We start from the raw sequence: 15907 nt of genomic DNA on the forward strand, positions 1-15907 counted from the left end.
TCAGCCCTCGCCGAGGCGGGGGTCGCTGGGGCCGGGCAGGTAGCCGTCCTCCTGCGCGCGACGGAAGAGGTCCGTCTTCGTCGGGGCGGGGCGTCCGGCGTTCTGGTACTTCACCCGGATGCGCCCCAGGTAGTCGTTGACCGTCTCCTGGGAGATCCCGGTCAGGCGGGCGACCCGTTTGGCGGGCTCCCCGGAGGCGTACAGCTCGAGCACCTCGCGTTGGCGTTCGGACAGGTTGATCCCGTTGATCTGCGGGTCGGAGTCGATCGCCGCCGCCCATTCCGTGGACGGCACGGCGTAACCGTGTGCCGCGGCGCGTACGGCTCGCAGGATCACCTCGGGAAGCTCGGACTTCTGGACGATACCCAGGACACCCGCCTTCAGTGCGCTGCGTACCAGGTACGGGCTCTCCATGGAGGAGAGTACGAGGATGTTGTGGGTGAGGGACTGCAGCCGGTGGACGTTCTCCTCGGGGTTCGAGTCGTCGGCGAGACGCAGGTCGAGGATGACCAGGTCCAGGCCCGTGGGGTTTTCCAGGCCGTAGATGAGGTCGCTCACCGAGGTGAACATGCCCGCCAGCTCGAGATCGGCGGCCGAGTCGATGAGGGACGAGAGGCCCCGCAGGGACAGCTCGTGGTCGTCGATGGCGGCGACGTTCAGGGCAGTTTCGCTCATGGAAGTACCATACAGTGCTTCACCGGCCTGCGACCGGTTCATCCTGAGATTGCAGTGAGGATCCGTCACAGTGGTACCGGCGGATACCGTCGTCGTCCGAGATCGTGGCGAACGTCGACCTGCCCCGGGGGAGGAGCCGTACGGTGACCGTCCCCGTGTCGGCGCGTGACAGGGCATCGAGGATGCGTCGGACCATCCCGTCGTGGAGCGCCTCGATGGGGCGGGGCACGATCGGTGACACCGTCGCGGCGTCGACGGGGCCGGCGGGGGCCTGCGCCGACGAACGGTCGTCGATGAGCTGGACCGCGACACCGCGTCCACGCGCGTCCCATGCGGCGGTCCGGACGTCCGGCAGGTCCAGGAGCGGCGAGCGCATGGCGTCCCGCATCCGGAGTTCGGTCAGGCGGGCGAGCTCCTTGAGCCCGTCGTCGATGGTGGTGAGACCCGTCGTCGCCTCGACGAGAGGCGCCAGCTCCTCACGGAGAAGCTGGAGACGGTCCTGCCGGTAGGTGGTCGCCTCCTCTGCCGCGATGACGCGGAGTTCGGACTCGCGGAGTTTCTGGCGTGCCCCGGGGAGTCGGGCGAGCGTGTAGCGGGTTCCCAGGGTGAGCAGTGCGCAGGCCACGACCAGGAGGCTGGACAGGAGGACCTGCACCGCCTCGAGACTGCGGTCGGGGGTGCCGGGCAGCGCCGACATGACCTCGATGGCCACGGCACCGGCGAGGAGCGCGAGCAGGGCTGCGACTGGTCGTCCCCGCAGTGCCAGCAGGGCGCAGATCAGTGAGGCGGCGGTGATGTGCCAGTCGTGGCTCCATTCCGGTGCGGACGAGAGGTCCTGCCATCGCCCCGCCTCCATCAGCAGGACGACACCGACGCCGACGATCCAGGCGCGGGACGCCGCGACCCGGTAGGCGTGTCCACTGACGATCACCGCGACCAGGGCCACCGCGAGGACGGTGGTCACGAGGTTCGCGGTGGACGTCGGGTGGCCGTTGATGATGTTGAGCAGTGTGAAGATCACGGCGACCGCCGCACCGTAGGGAACGCCGAAAACGTAGCTGAGGTGCATGAGGTCGTAGTTCCGCATGCCGGCCGAGTTGAACCGGGACGCCCGGATGTTGGGGTGGGGTGTTCGGCCGGGTGGCGGATGTCCGCCGGCGGATTCCGTGCGCCGGGCGTCGCGCCAGGTGAGCTCCACGGTCGTGCCGTTCCCGGGGGCCGAGGTGACGGTGGCGGTACCTCCGTCCGTGGCCTCCATACGCCCCAGGATGGAGATGCGGATGCCCGCGGCGGTGGGGCGGACGTCCCCGGTGAAGAAGCCGGGCCCCTCGTCGGTGTAGCGCAGGTGGAGGGTGGAGTCGGTCAGGCTGACGTGGCAGTGCCGGCGGACGTGTGGCCCGGCGTGCTGCCGGGAGTTCTTCGCCATCTCGGCGACGGCCATGGTGATGTTCGCCCCGGCGACCCCGGGCAGCGTGAGGGAGGTGCCCTCGTCGGCTGTGATGGTGCAGTCGGGTGTGTGTTGGCGGATGGTGGTGGTCACCGCCTCGATGAACTGGTCGGTGGACATGTCCCCGGCTTCGTCGAAGACAGGGGTCAGACGCAGGCCGACGGGTTCGGTGGGGAAGATGCCCTGGGTGATCCCGCTGAGGGTGGACAGGACGTTGTCGTGCACCAGCGCGGTGAATTTCGTGGTCTCCTCCGCCCTGGCGCGGGCCCTGGTGGCGGCGATGTTCTCCGCATGCGACTTGTTGCCGGCGGCGTCGATGAACCGGGCGAGCTGCAGGGTCGCACAGACGATGACGACCAGGGGCAGTGAGTAGACCAGCGCCAGGCTGACCTCCGTGGCCACACTCAGGGGGTCGGAACGATGCTCCAGGACCGCCGCTGCCAGGGTCGTCCCGCCGACCAGCAGGAAGAACCCCGCAATGCCGGGTGCGAGTGGGACGGTGAGGGCGAAGGCGATCGCCGGAAGAGCGCTGAAGACCGTGAACCACATTCCGGACGCCACGGGAGCGCCGTCGGTGACCGTCTGGATGATGAACAGGGCCAGGGCGGCGGGGAGTGAGGCGGCGGACAGACGGAGCGAGAAGACGAGGAGGTCGCGGCGTCCGATCACCGCTGCGGTGGCGAGCAGGGCGTTCGCCAGTGCGAAGAGTGTGGCCGTGGCCACCGGGTACCAGTGGCTGAAGAACGATTCCACGGTGAAGTGCGCGGTGAGAGCTCCGGCCTGCCAGAGTGGCCAGGTCAGCGCGATCGCCAGGGTGGCGTTGCGCAGGATGGCTGTCTCGATGGCGGTGGCCGGGGGTTTACGGCGGGACATGATGCTGTGTGGTCTCTGGTGCGCCGGAGCCCCGACTCACACATGTGAGCCGGGGGTCCGAGCGGCAAGCGTCTCTGAGGTAAGAGACCTTAGAGGAGCGAGCCGAGACCCGCGACGACGCCGCCGAGTCCGGCGACCAGGCCGCCGACGAGGCCGGTGACGACGGTGAGAAGTGCGCTGACGATACCCATGGTGAGGTCCTTTCGAAAGGTGTACTGGTGGACCGCTGCGGGGCGGGAGAGCCTGAAGGACTTCAGTTCGTCACAGCGAAAACTTCTACCATAAACATTCTTTGGCAAACTTTCCAGTCAGGGGGCTGTCAGGCTTTGTCGGTCCAGGCGGTCAGTGGGTTGTTGTCCGAGGGCCGTTGTCCGGGGCGTTGTCGATCAGCTGGATGCGAGCGACCCGAGGCTGCCGACGAGCGAGGAGCTGGACGAGGAGCTGGCAGGAGGGAGGTCTCCGTCTCCGTCGTCATCCTCGTCTGTGACGGTGACGGTGCCGATGTTGATCTCCATGCGTTGGCACGGGTTGTCGGCGGCGTACAGGAACTCGTAGTTCACGTTGTCGAACAGGGGCTGGATCGTGTCGCCAGGGGTCACGACCTGGGGGAAGGCCTGGCGTTCGGTGCTGCCGCGTTCCACGATGTACTGGTCGCAGTAGTCGGGCTGATAGCCCTGGGTGATCCACTTGTCTTCGACCCTGGTCGTGATGCTGGAGGAGTATCCGGTGACGGTGATCGGGGCATCGGAACTGTTTGTCACCGAGTAGGCGACGTAGAACGTCGTTCCTGGGGAGATGCCACGGGAGTAGGGCTCGTCATTCGCGGGGTTGAACAGTGCAAGGCCCTCCACGGTGAGTTCGGCAGGCTGTGGTGCGGCGGTGGCGGTGCCGACGCTTGTGGTGGCGAGGGCGGCGATGAGGGTGGCGGCTGCGGTCCTGGTGATCGTGCGACGAAGAATGTTCATGTCTAAAACATAGACCGCGGAGCGGTCGGCGGAGGCCCTGATTATTGGGGGCATCCGGTCTCCGGTAGCTACAGCTGAAGGACCCTGCCCCAGAGGGCAGGGTCCTTCTGTTGGTTCGCGCTTGTCGCGTCCGGGGCGGATCAGAAGCCGACGATGGAGCCGCCGACCAGCATGATCGCGCCGATCAGGACGGTGCCGACGAGGGTGACGATGGAGCCGATGATTGCAAGCATGACACTGGCCTTTCAGGCAAGGTGAATGTGGTGGGTGGTGCTCGCGGTGTCGGCTTTGGGGGCTTCTGTCCGCTTACCTAGGATATCGCCAATCGGACAAGTACGTTACCGGGCAAAAGGACACAATTAATGGGGGCTTCCGGCCAGGAATTCGGGGATGTAGGGCGCGGGGTATTTGCTTTGGTCGATTGCCCGGGAAACCACGAAAGCCCACCCAGCGCCTGCTGGGTGGGCTTTCGCTTCCGCGCCTCCATTGCCGAAGGCTACCGAATGTCAGTTACCGGTGATGGAGCCGGTAACGAGTCCGATCACGCTGGTGAAGAACGCGCCGATGGCGTTAACAATCTGGCCGACAATGTCAAGCATGGTGGTTACCTCTCGGTTGAAGTGGTGGTGCGCCGTGGTGCCGGAGTGGCTCCGTTGCGCTCTCGGTAGGTACATCGACCGTCGGCGACATCTGTTACACCACGAAACAAAAATGTTCCGAAGGGGCCGCAGATACTGAGCGGCCCCCGCTCCGGCGATGCCGGGGGGCGGGGGCCGCGTCGCTGCTGCCGAGGCTGCAGGCTGGGGACCTTAGCCGGCCGCCGGGCCGGTGGTGATGGAGCTGGTGATCAGGTTGATGGCGGCGGTGAAGAAGCCGCTGATGGTGGTAACGATGGTGGTGAGGATCTCAAGCATGATGGGATACCTTTCGATAGGACGTATACGATGCGCGCCGTGCGGGACCGTACAGTCCGTGGGGCACAGGGAGAACTATAACGCTCCGGTATTGCCCGGGGAACATCTTTGTAGTCAAATATAGGCCCCTACTTGTGGGGTCTGGTGAAAGGGTGGAAAGCCCGTCAGACTTGAGTTGCGTGACGCTGCTGGAGTGGCCGGCGAAACGCCAAAACCCCGCCCAACCGTGAGGTTGGGCGGGGAAAAGCTCACAGCCCCCTTGCGGGGGCCGGATGCTTGATTAGTTACCGGCGATGGAGCCGGTGACCAGCTCGATGGCGTCGGTGAAGAAGGTGCCGACGGCGTTGACGATGGTTCCGATGATATCCAGCATGATAGTTACCTTTCGAAGGAACGTGTATGGTCATGCGCCGAAGCGAGCTGATGAGGCTCTGTGGCGCACTATTAACAGTAACGGACACCCATTGCCGGGTGTTACGTCACGAAGAGATAACGATCTTGCGGGGCTTCGATCGGGGGTGAGTGGAACCCCATCAGGTGCATAAATCTTGTTCACCACGGGGGTGGTTACGTTCGGTGTAGTGAACGTCGTTACCCCATCGTTATCGTCCGGCCCGGTGCCGGGCCGGACGTCGCCGTCAGGACTCCGCGGCCGGATGCGTCTTCGCCCGGGGGACCATGTCGTCGTAGTCCGTCATCAACGGCACGCCCATGATGTTCTCCGGGACCGCGAAGGCGTCCACCAGCGTCTGCGACCACGGCCCCAGTGAGTCCACCAGGTCGTTCAGCGCGGCCCGGGCAGCCTTGGTGCGCGTACCGGTCAACAGGTTCTGCTCCTGGTACCAGCCGCTGTGCTCGTGGATGATGCTCAACACGAACACGTCACGCACCTGCTCCATCACCTCCTTGGCCTGGCCGTCCGCCAGCTGTGCCTCGCCCTCCAGCATCGCCTCCAGGATGATCCGGTCCACGTGCGCCCACGCACACTCCAGGAGGTGGTCCTGGGCCTTGTCCACCAGGTCGGCGGCGTCCTCCGTGCTCATCTTCTGCGCCGGCTTGATCCGCCGGATCAGCGACATCAGCAGACGGTCCTCGCGCTCCGTCAACAACTCCACCTGGTAGGCGGGGTCGAACAGGGACGTCTCCTCCTTGTCCGTGAACGAGTCGACCAGGTTCTGGATCAGCGTGTCCGCCGCCGTCCGGCGCTTCAGCAGGGTGCCGAAGTTGTCCAGGCCGAAACGCACCAGTTCCAGGGGCTTCAGGTCCCCGACCTCGCGGGAGAAGCCGGTCAGCAGCTCCTTCGCCGCCAGCTGCATCATCACCACGTTGTCGCCCTCGAACGTGGTGAACACGTCCGCGTCCGCCGTGAACGTGGTCAGCAGGTTCTCCGCCATGTAGCCGGCACCGCCGCACGCCTCACGGCACTCCTGCAGCACCCGCATCGCATGGTCGGTGTTCGCAGCCTTCACGGCAGCGGCATGGGCCTCCAGCTCACGCTGGTCCCACCGCTGCTCCTTGGTCATGTCCGTCCGGTCGATGCCCGCGCCCTCCAGGTCGTGCAGGCGGGCGATCAGCTGGTTCGAGGTCAGCTGCAGACCGTAGGTCCGCGCGATCAGCGGGATCAGACGCAGACGGTGCTTGCGGTGCTCGATGAGCTTCTTCTCCGGCAGTTCGTCGTCCGGGGCGAACTGACGCCGCAGGTTCGCGTACCCGGTGGCGATCGCCAACCCGGAGCGCGCCGCCGCGCCGGACGCCGCACCCACCGTGATGCGTCCACGGATCAGCGTCCCGAGCATCGTGAAGAAGCGGGCTCCCACGGATTCGATGGGGGAGGAGTACTCGCCGTCCTCGGAAACGTCGGCGAACCGGTTCAGCAGGTTCTCCCGCGGCACGCGCACCTGGTCGAAGGTGAAGGTGCCGTTGTCGACACCCTTCAGACCGCCCTTGTACAGGTGGTCGCCGATGCCCACGCCGGGCTTCGCCTTGCCGTCCTCGTCGCGGACCTCCACGACGATGCAGTGCACGCCGTGGGACTCGCCCAGCTCGCCGTCGGCGTCCGGGGTGTAGAGCTGGCAGAACACCGCGGCCATGCGGGCGTGCTTGGCGGCGTTGCCGATGTACCACTTCTCCGCCGAGGCCGTGGGTGTGTCGATCACGAACTCCCCGGTCTCCCGGTCGTACACCGCGGTGGTCTCCACCGACTGCACGTCCGAGCCGTGCCCACGCTCGGTCATCGCGAACGACCCCAACGTCCGCAGCTCCATGATGTCCTTGATCAGGGGGATGTGGCGTTCCGTGCCGAGGTTCTCCACCGCACCACCCCACAGGCCCCACTGCACGCCGGCCTTCACCATCAGCGAGAGGTCGGCGCCACCCACCGACTCGATCGCCGATAGCGTCGCGCCGATGTCGCCGGTACCGCCGTGGTCGGTGCGGAACGTCCCGCGCGGGGCGCCGGTCGAGAGCATGTCGTGCATCTGCGACAGGGTCCGCTCGCGGGCCTCGTCCAGACCCAGGGTGTCGTCCGGGTGCAGGTCCTTCTCCACGATCAGGGCGCGGGTCTCGTTCTTCACGTCCGCCCAGCGGCCGTCCAGGACCTCCTGGAGCTCGGCGGCGACGGCCTCACGCACGGCGCGGTCCGCCCGGTCACGCAACTTGGCGGGACGTTCGTTGCCACGGCGGGTGAGGCTCGCGGCGATTTCAGTGGTGTCGAGGGCCTTCTCAGTGTGTGCCATACCACTACATATTAGCGGGAACCGGGTCCTCAGTGAGCGGACGCGACCGGTCACCTCCTACGATGAGACACCATGACCGAGAACGAGCACACCACGCGGACCTCACCCGCCTACTCCCGGGCATGGCTCTTCGTCGCCTTCGCCGTCTTCAGCGTGGCGTGGGGTGGCAACGAAGCCACCCCGATGCTCGTGTTCTACCGCCAGGAGGCGGTGTTCAGCGACGTCTTCGTCGACTCACTGCTCGTCTCCTACGCCGTGGGCATCGTCGCCGGGCTGCTGATCTGCGGGCCGCTGTCCGACCGTTTCGGACGCAAGGTCGTGATGCTGCCGTCCCCGGCCGTCGCCCTGCTCGGCAGCGTCTTCATCGCGCTGGGGGAGACCACCGAGTCGGTGATGTTCATCGGACGCATCCTCGCCGGGCTCGCCGTGGGCATCGCGATGTCCGTCGGCGGCTCGTGGATCAAGGAACTCTCCACCCCCACCTTCGAGCCCGGCGTGGCACCGTCGGCCGGTGCGAAACGCGCCACGATGTCGCTGACCGCCGGCTTCGGCCTCGGCGCCGGCCTGGCGGGTGTCCTGGCGGAGTGGGGCCCGATCCCCGGCCAGCTGCCTTATATCGTGCACTGCCTGATCTCGGTGGTCGCCCTCGCCGGGCTGATGACCGTGCCCGAGACCCGCCAGTCGGCGCACCTGAAGGTGAAGGGTTCGTTCTGGTCCGACATCCTGGTGCCCACCATCCGCCACCCGCGTTTCCTCACCGTGGTCGCACCGATCGCCCCCTGGGTCTTCGGCGCCGCCGGCGTGGCCTACGCGATCACGCCCCGCCTGGTCCAGGACCAGGTCGGCAGCCCGGTGGCGTTCTCCGGGCTGCTCACCGTGATCGCCCTGGCGTCCGGCTTCACGATCCAGCAGTTCGGCCCGCGCATCAACACCAGCTACAACGCACGCGGCCCGATCTTGGCGCTGGTGCTCGTGATCGTCGGTATGGCGGTGGCCGCGGTGGCGTCCCGCGACATCGCCGTGTGGAGCGCGATCGTCGTGGCGATCATCCTGGGCGCGGCCTACGGCCTGTGCCTGATCAGCGGCCTCACCGAGGTCCAGCGCATCGCCGGGCCGGACGACCTGGCCGGGCTGACCGCCGCCTACTACACGCTGACGTACATCGGCTTCTTCTTCCCGATGATCCTCACCCGCCTCTCGGCGAACCTGAGCTACCCGGTGATGCTGGGTGCCGGTGTGGTCGTGGCCGTGGTCTTCCTGGTCATCGTCACCGTGTTCTCGCGGAAGAACATTCCCGCGCAGGCCGACTGAGCGTCAGCGCGACGACGTGCACGACCATGCCGGTCAGCGGGGCGAGTCCCAGGGTCAGTACGGCCCGCACCTCCGGTGAGGCGTCCACCGACAGCAGCGCCACGGCCGCGACGGTCGCCACGGCCCACCCCGCGAGGTACAGGGAGTGGCGTTCGGCGGCGTGGGCTGCCGAGCCGGTCACCATCAGCAGCGCCGTCGAGGCCGATGCCACGGTCAACGCCGCCAGCACCACCGGCGAACTGACCAGCTCCTCGTCGAAGAACAGCAGCATCAGCGGACGCGCCAGCCAGTAGGCCGCCACGCCGCCGACCGCGGCCGTCGCCACGATCACCGTCGCCGGCAGGACGCAGGCGCGCAGCACCCGGTCGCGGTGCGCGGTCAGGTGCACGATCAGCGCCGGCTGGAAACGTTGCAGCGGCACGAGCAGCGGCGCACGGGTCAGCGTCACCGCGGTGATCACCGCGGCCAAGGCGCCGGGGGAGACGTCCGCCCCCGAGGTGAACGTGATCAGCACGGGGAAACCGGTGATCAGCACCGCGTTCGCGCCGGACGCCAGCATCGCCTTGCACGTGCGCCGCAGGAACTCCGCGGTGCCCACGTCCCCGACCTCGTGCAGCAGACGCCGGCTCGACGGGGACACGAGCAGCAGCCCCAGCCACGTCGCCGCGCCGACGACCGTGACGAGCAGGAAGGCCAGCAGCTGCCAGCCCGCCGCCCACGCGATCAGCGCCAGCACGATGCGCACCGCACTGTCCACGCTGATCAGCCAGGCGAACGTGGTCCAGCGCATCGCCGCCGACAGCAGGCCGCAGACCGCGGCCTGGAACGTGTAGGACGCCAACCCGACGGCCATCAGCACCACGCCGGCGCCCGCCAGGCCCGAACCGTCCGGCAGGATACGTCCCGCCCACAGCGGGCCGGACGCCGCGACGACCGTGGCGACGACGACGGCGAGGCCCGCCGCGACCGCCACCGGGCGGACGGAGGACGCTGCGGCGGCGCGTGGCGCCTGCCCGGTGCGTCCTGCGGCGGTGGTGCGGGCGGCGACGGAGCGGGTGGTCTCCTGCAGGAGACCGTCGATGAGGCCGGCGAGGGCGAAGAAGAGCCCCCAGAAGACGGCGAAGGCCTCGTAGCCGACCGTGTCGAGCGCGCGGCCGGCGACGACGATGACCGCATAACCGGAAACCGCCACCACGAGGGTGGCGGCGGACAGTGCTCTCACGGCACCTGTGGGACGGCGTCGACTACTCGTCGTCGGCTTCCTCGGCGTTCGCCGTGACCTCGTCCCAGGTGGGGAGGGAGGAGACCGGGGTGGAACCGGCGGCACCGGCACCCGGGTTGTCCTCGAGGTAGGCGGCCTTGGCCGCGTCACGCTGTGCGACGGCGTTGGCGCCGCCGCCGGGGAACAGGCCCTCGGAGATCGTGGGCCAGGCGTCGAACATGTCGTCCTGCCAGTAGCCCCACTGGTGCGTGCCGGTGTTGCGGAAGTTGTAGACCAGGTTGTTGGACTCCTGGGTGATGCCCGCGGCGTCCGTGGTGGACTTCAGCAGGTGGGTGCAGGCGTTCGTGGCCGCCTCGATCACACCGCCCTCGGTCGCCGGGACGATGGAACCGATGACCATGCCGTTGAGGCGGTCGCCGGAGGAGACGTCGTGCTCGCCCATCAGGCCGGTCGAGGTGGAGACGTAGACGTTGTGCTGGTCCTTGAGGTCCGCGGCGTTGACCAGGGCGTCGTTGTCGCGGGCCACCTGGCCGTTGCGGTCACCCCACATCTGCTCGTAGGTGGCGTTGCCGCGGCCCAGGACGATCTCCACGGTGGGGGCGGCCTCGCCGGAGGTCGCCGCGCAGCCGGAGTAGGCGCCGATGGAGTCGTAGAAACCGGAGTACTTCTCGCCGTAGACCAGGGTGGTCGATCCGGTCATCGACATGCCGATGATCGAGCGGTTCGGGTTGTAGGTTCCCAGTGCGGTCTCCATCGGGCCGGGCAGCTCCTGGACCAGGAAGGTCTCCCAGGCCTGCTTGTTGCCGCCCTTGTCGAGAGTCGCGTTCGGCTCCTGCCAGTCGGTGTAGTACGAGAACGCGCCCTCCATGGGGATGACCACGTTGACGTTGCCGATCTGGTTGCCGTAGAAGTCCACGGCGTTGGTCTGGCGCAGCCAGTTCGCTGCACCCTCGCCGCCGTCGGCACCGTTGAGCAGGTAGATCGTGGGAGCGTTCTGGGGATCCTCCTTGGCGCGGATGGTGACGACGGGGATGTCGCGGTTCATCGCCTCGGAGTGCACCATGCGCTCCTCCATGCGGCCGTAGCGCTCGCCGGCTTCCCAGGTGTCGTCCGGGTCGGTCTCGCTGACGCCCGCCTCCGCGTGGTAGACGTAGTCGCGCCAGGCGGCCTTTGACTCCTCGACGTAGTTCTCACCCTCGGCCGCCTCGCGGGTGGGGAAGGGGTTGTTGACCGTGGCGGTGTTCCGGAACTCGGAGGCGGGGCGGCCGTCGCCGCTGCTATCGGAGGCGGAGGCCACGTCCGGCTGGGCGATACCGGCGAACGCCGGACCCGCGCCGAGCACGCTCATGACGGACAGGGGCAGGGCTGTCGCGACGGCAGCAGCCGTCACGCGTGCGATGGCGCGCTTGTTCATTCGGTCCTCAAGAAGTCAGTGGGGTCAGACCTCGACAGCTTAGCCGGTGGACGTGCACCGTGTAACCCTGAAGCCTGATTTCCCAAACGAAAACGCGCCGGGCGGGGGTACCGTTACCCGTTCCGGTGACCGGATCCCCGTCGGACGTAGCGCAACCGGACCTCCCACCGTTTATGCTGGTGTCCGAAACCGTCCCCGGGCACCGGCCCGGGGCGTCCCCACGTGAAAGAGGAACCACCGTGAATCTCGCCCCCATCGACCAGTTCATCGTCAGCTCCAACGAGGTCCTCGGCGGAAACATCAACAACTTCCTGTCCATGGTCACCGACTTCGTCGTCCGCTTCCTGTAGGTCCGGTGACCTCCCTGACCTGTTGTTTCGTCGGGGAACAGTCCCTTCGGTGCCCCTGGTCTGCACGTCCCGCCCGAAAAGTCGTATCCTTGACCACGTGGCTGAACATTATGACGTAGTAGTAATCGGTGCGGGCCCCGGCGGATATGTCTCCGCCATCCGTGCGGCACAGCTGGGCCTGAAGACCGCAGTGATCGAGAAGCAGTACTGGGGCGGCGTCTGTCTGAACGTCGGCTGCATCCCCTCCAAGGCGCTGATCCGTAACGCGGACATCTCGCACATCCTCACCCACGACGCCAAGACCTTCGGCATCTCCGGTGACAACATCAGCATGGACTACTCCGTGGCGCACCAGCGCTCGCGGAAGGTGTCCGCGGGCATCGTCAAGGGTGTCCACTACCTGATGAAGAAGAACAAGATCACCGAGATCAACGGTCTCGGCTCGTTCACCGACGAGCACACCGTGGAGGTCACCGACGGCGACGACGCCGGCAAGACCATCACCTTCGACAACGCCATCATCGCCTCCGGCTCCGTGGTGAAGTCCCTGCCGGGTGTCGAGATCGGCGGCAACATCGTCTCCTACGAGGAGCAGATCCTCGACGAGAACGCCCCGAAGTCCATGGTCGTCATCGGCGCCGGCGCGATCGGCATGGAGTTCGCCTACGTGCTGGCCAACTTCGGCGTCGACATCACCGTCGTGGAGTTCATGGACCGCGTCCTGCCCAACGAGGACAAGGACGTCTCCAAGGAGATCGCCAAGCAGTACAAGAAGCTCGGTGTGAACCTGAAGACCGGTCACAAGACCACCGCCGTGCGCGACCTCGGTGGCGACGCCGGCGTCGAGGTCGACATCGAGACCGCCGACGGCTCCAAGTCCGAGACCATCAAGGCCGACCGGGTCATGGTCTCGATCGGCTTCGCCCCCCGCGTGGAGGGCTTCGGCCTGGAGAACACCGGTGTGAAGCTCACCGAGCGTGGCGCCATCGACATCGACGAGCGCATGCGCACCAACGTCGACGGCATCTACGCCATCGGCGACGTCACCGCCAAGCTGCAGCTCGCCCACGTGGCCGAGGCGCAGGGCGTGGTGGCCGCCGAGACCATCGCGGACGTGGAGACCCAGGAACTGGGCGACTACATGAACATGCCGCGCGCGACGTTCTGCTCCCCGCAGGTCGCGTCCTTCGGTTACACGGAGGAGGCCGCCCGCAAGATGGCCGAGGAGAACGGTCGCGAGATCAAGGTCGCGTCCTTCCCCTACAGCGCCAACGGCAAGGCCATGGGACTCAACGAGGGTGTCGGCTTCGTGAAGATCGTCGTCGACGCCGAGTACGGTGAGCTCATCGGCGGGCACATGGTCGGCCCGGACGTCTCCGAGCTGCTGCCCGAGCTGACGCTGGCGCAGCGCTTCGACCTCACAGCCGAGGAGATCGGACGCAACGTCCACACCCACCCGACGCTGTCGGAGGCCATCAAGGAGGCCGCCGAGGGCACGATGGGTCACATGATCAACCTGTAGTTCCCCCTCCCGCACCTACCAGGTGCAGGATCCTCACCCTCCCAGGCAGCGTTTCACCGCGAACGCCTACCTGGGAGGGTGTTTTCCATGACGGGGTGGCCACGGGCATGCGGGTCGGCTGAGCGATACGAAGTCATCACCCTTCCAGGCAGGGTTTCGGCCCGGAAGCCTGCCTGGGAGGGTGACGAGGCTGCACGGGGTCGTCGGTGCACACGCCTGCCACGCGGGCGGTCGCGGACAGGTACGATTCACGCCAATACGTCGGGACGTTCGGAGGCAGGAGAAACAGGCCGATCATGGAGCATGTGCTGGGGCAGGTACGGAGCCAGGCAGGGGGCCGGGCATGGGCAAGGTGATGACCGTCGGTGTGATGGTCGACCGGGGGCTGCCGGAGAAACGCGTGCGCAAGGTGCTCGAGAAGCTCGGGGTGGACCCGGACGAGACCCATCTCACCGACGACGACCTCGCCGCGCTCGGACTGCCGCGGGTCGAGGTACGCACCAGCACCCTGCCCATGGGCCTGGACGGTAGCGTCCGGTTGGCCGACAGCTCCACCGGCATCATGGAGAGCCACGGCTGGGACCGGATGGTCTACGTCACCGACCTGCCGCTGACCACGCGGCGTCCGGTCATCAGCCAGACGGTGAACCGGGGCCGTGTCACCATGCTCTGCCTGCCGGCCTTCGGTCTGCTGCGCGCCCAGGAGGGCCTGCGGCAGGAGCTCAGCCGTCTGCTCAAGGGCAAATCCGCCGGCGCCGGCATCCTCGAGGACGTCACCGACACCAGCGACATCGAGGGTGGTGACGCCGAGGCGGACTCCACCCGCGTCATCGACGGGTGGGGGAGGTCCCTGCGGCTTCTGCTGGGGATGGTCGCGGGCAACCGTCCGGCGGTGCTCTACCGCGTGCTCACCGGCTGCCTGGCCATCGGTGTCGCCACCGGCGCCTACGGCATCTTCTACGGGTCGATGTGGCAGATGTCCCACACGATCTCGTTGCTGCGCATGTTCGTCATCAGCATCTTCGCGGTGGGCGCGCTGACGTTCTGGCTGGTCTACCACAACGGCCTCTGGAACCGGTGGCCCGACCGTGAGGCGGACAGCGTGGCCGCGTGGCGTGCACGCATGGACAACCGTGCCACGTTGTGCACGGTGCTCATCGCCGCGGCGATGATCTACACCACCGTGTTCATCGCACTGCTCGTGCTCTCGGTGGTCATCGTGGACACGAACTACTTCCGCGCCCAGGTGAGCGACGAACCCTTCCCGTGGGGCTACGCGAAGCTGGCCTGGCTGACGGCGTCGCTGGGCACGATGGCCGGGGCGATCGGTTCCAGCTTCGATGACGACGAGGCAATCCGCGAGGCCACCTACAACCGGCGTGAGCACATCCGACGTCAGATCACCGGCCTCTACGAGGACAAGCCCCCGACACGATTCCGCAGGAAGAACAGGTAGCGAGGCATGGCCGGTGACCTTCCTCTGGGTCAGGTTCTCGCGAAGCGACGCCTGTAGCTGCTCGGCGTCGTCCCCGTCTCTGCCCGCAGACGTGCACGGAGGGTGGCCCCGGTGCCGAACCCGACGCGTTGGGCGATCGTGTCGACCGTGAGGTCGGTGGATTCCAGCAGTTCCTGGCACCGACGGACCCGTTCCCGTGCGAGCCACCGGGCAGGAGAGGCCCCGGTTTCTTCTGTGAAACGGCGGGCGAACGTCCGGGAACTCATCTGGGCATGCCCGGCGAGCTGTTGCACAGTCAACGGTTCGCTGAGGCGACCCCGCGCCCATTCCTGAGTTGCGGTCGTTCCGGTATTCCCTTGTGGGGGAACCGGCCACTTGATGAACTGAGATTGGTCCCCGTCGCGGTGGGGTGGGGTGACGCAGTGACGCGCGACATCGTTGGCAGTCTTCCATCCGGCATCGCTGCGAATGACGTGAAGGCAGAGATCAAGGCCTGCGGACAGTCCCGCCGAGGTCATGACCATTCCCTCGTCGAGAAAGAGTGCAGACTCCTCGAGGTGGACCTGTGGGTAGAGGCGACGGAACTGAGCCACCGTCTGCCAGTGTGTTGTTGCCCGTCGTCCATCCAGGAGGCCTGCGGCGGCCAGCCCGAAGGCACCGGTGCACAGCGAGATCACGCGCGCGTCGCCCGGAATGAGGTCGAATGCGGCACGGGCAGCGGCATCAAGTCGTCCATCCTTGCGTACGCTGCTGCGCATCGTGCCGGGAACCACGACGGTGTCCGCGGTCTTCAGCGCGTCGGTCTCGGATCCTGGGGTCAGAGCGAATCCATCTGCGCATGTGGCGGGGCCGGGGTCCGCGGAGCACACGGAAACCCGATAGAGCTTCTCACCGGCCTCGTTCCGGGCGTTGCCGAAGACGAGCGGGGGAATGGTTGCGTCGAACCCGATGACAGGAGGCAGAAGTAGGACTACGACATGGTGGCGCGGTGTCATGGCCAAAACCTTACACATATTGGCCTTC

General features: G+C 66.9%; 10 protein-coding genes. 3 read left to right on the top strand and 7 right to left on the bottom strand.

The annotated features are described in order from the left end of the window. The 4 genes from ACT3S3_RS04200 to ACT3S3_RS04215 all read right to left on the bottom strand — a co-directional run bounded on the left by ACT3S3_RS04200 (position 1) and on the right by ACT3S3_RS04215 (position 7609). Positions 1–675, bottom strand: coding sequence for a response regulator transcription factor (locus ACT3S3_RS04200; RefSeq protein WP_301443339.1), 675 nt, complete (start codon positions 673–675; stop codon positions 1–3). A gap of 19 nt (positions 676–694) precedes the next feature. After that, entirely contained in the window at positions 695–2995 is a 2301-nt protein-coding gene (locus tag ACT3S3_RS04205; protein ID WP_301443340.1) for a hypothetical protein, read from the bottom strand. Between the two features lie 386 nt (positions 2996–3381). Next, positions 3382–3960 (bottom strand): hypothetical protein, encoded by a 579-nt coding sequence (locus ACT3S3_RS04210; RefSeq protein WP_444626327.1) that lies wholly within the window; start codon positions 3958–3960, stop codon positions 3382–3384. A 1552-nt stretch (positions 3961–5512) separates the two neighbouring features. Further along, on the bottom strand, positions 5513–7609 hold the full coding sequence (locus tag ACT3S3_RS04215; protein ID WP_301443208.1) for an acyl-CoA dehydrogenase family protein: 2097 nt from the start codon (positions 7607–7609) through the stop codon (positions 5513–5515). 72 nt (positions 7610–7681) lie between these two features. Here ACT3S3_RS04215 and ACT3S3_RS04220 point away from each other — a divergent pair, with 72 nt between their 5' ends. Further along, a complete protein-coding gene (locus ACT3S3_RS04220) occupies positions 7682–8920 on the top strand; it encodes an MFS transporter (RefSeq protein WP_444626329.1) in 1239 nt (412 codons plus the stop codon). On the opposite strand, the gene ACT3S3_RS04225 is transcribed toward ACT3S3_RS04220, so the two are convergent. Further along, the gene (locus tag ACT3S3_RS04225) at positions 8877–10142 is read right to left on the bottom strand and encodes a hypothetical protein (protein WP_441582509.1); all 1266 of its coding nucleotides are present in this window, start codon (positions 10140–10142) and stop codon (positions 8877–8879) included. The two genes, ACT3S3_RS04220 and ACT3S3_RS04225, sit on opposite strands and share 44 nt — an antisense overlap. Before the next feature lie 22 nt (positions 10143–10164). Beyond that, positions 10165–11556: an alpha/beta hydrolase gene (locus tag ACT3S3_RS04230; RefSeq protein WP_441582508.1), complete on the bottom strand. Its 1392-nt coding sequence runs from the start codon at positions 11554–11556 to the stop codon at positions 10165–10167. A 447-nt stretch (positions 11557–12003) separates the two neighbouring features. Here ACT3S3_RS04230 and lpdA point away from each other — a divergent pair, with 447 nt between their 5' ends. Both lpdA and ACT3S3_RS04240 read left to right on the top strand, forming a co-directional pair. Then, positions 12004–13428, top strand: a complete 1425-nt coding sequence (gene lpdA, locus ACT3S3_RS04235) for a dihydrolipoyl dehydrogenase (protein ID WP_301443212.1) — start codon at positions 12004–12006, stop codon at positions 13426–13428. Between the two features lie 343 nt (positions 13429–13771). Continuing rightward, positions 13772–14884, top strand: coding sequence for a hypothetical protein (locus ACT3S3_RS04240; protein WP_444626331.1), 1113 nt, complete (start codon positions 13772–13774; stop codon positions 14882–14884). A 29-nt stretch (positions 14885–14913) separates the two neighbouring features. Here ACT3S3_RS04240 and ACT3S3_RS04245 read toward each other — a convergent pair whose 3' ends face one another. Next, positions 14914–15879 (bottom strand): GlxA family transcriptional regulator, encoded by a 966-nt coding sequence (locus tag ACT3S3_RS04245; protein ID WP_444626333.1) that lies wholly within the window; start codon positions 15877–15879, stop codon positions 14914–14916. Between the last annotated feature and the right edge of the window lie 28 nt (positions 15880–15907).

It is taken from the genome of Corynebacterium sp. AOP40-4SA-5 (assembly GCF_052377355.1).
Classification (GTDB): Bacteria; Actinomycetota; Actinomycetes; order Mycobacteriales; family Mycobacteriaceae; genus Corynebacterium.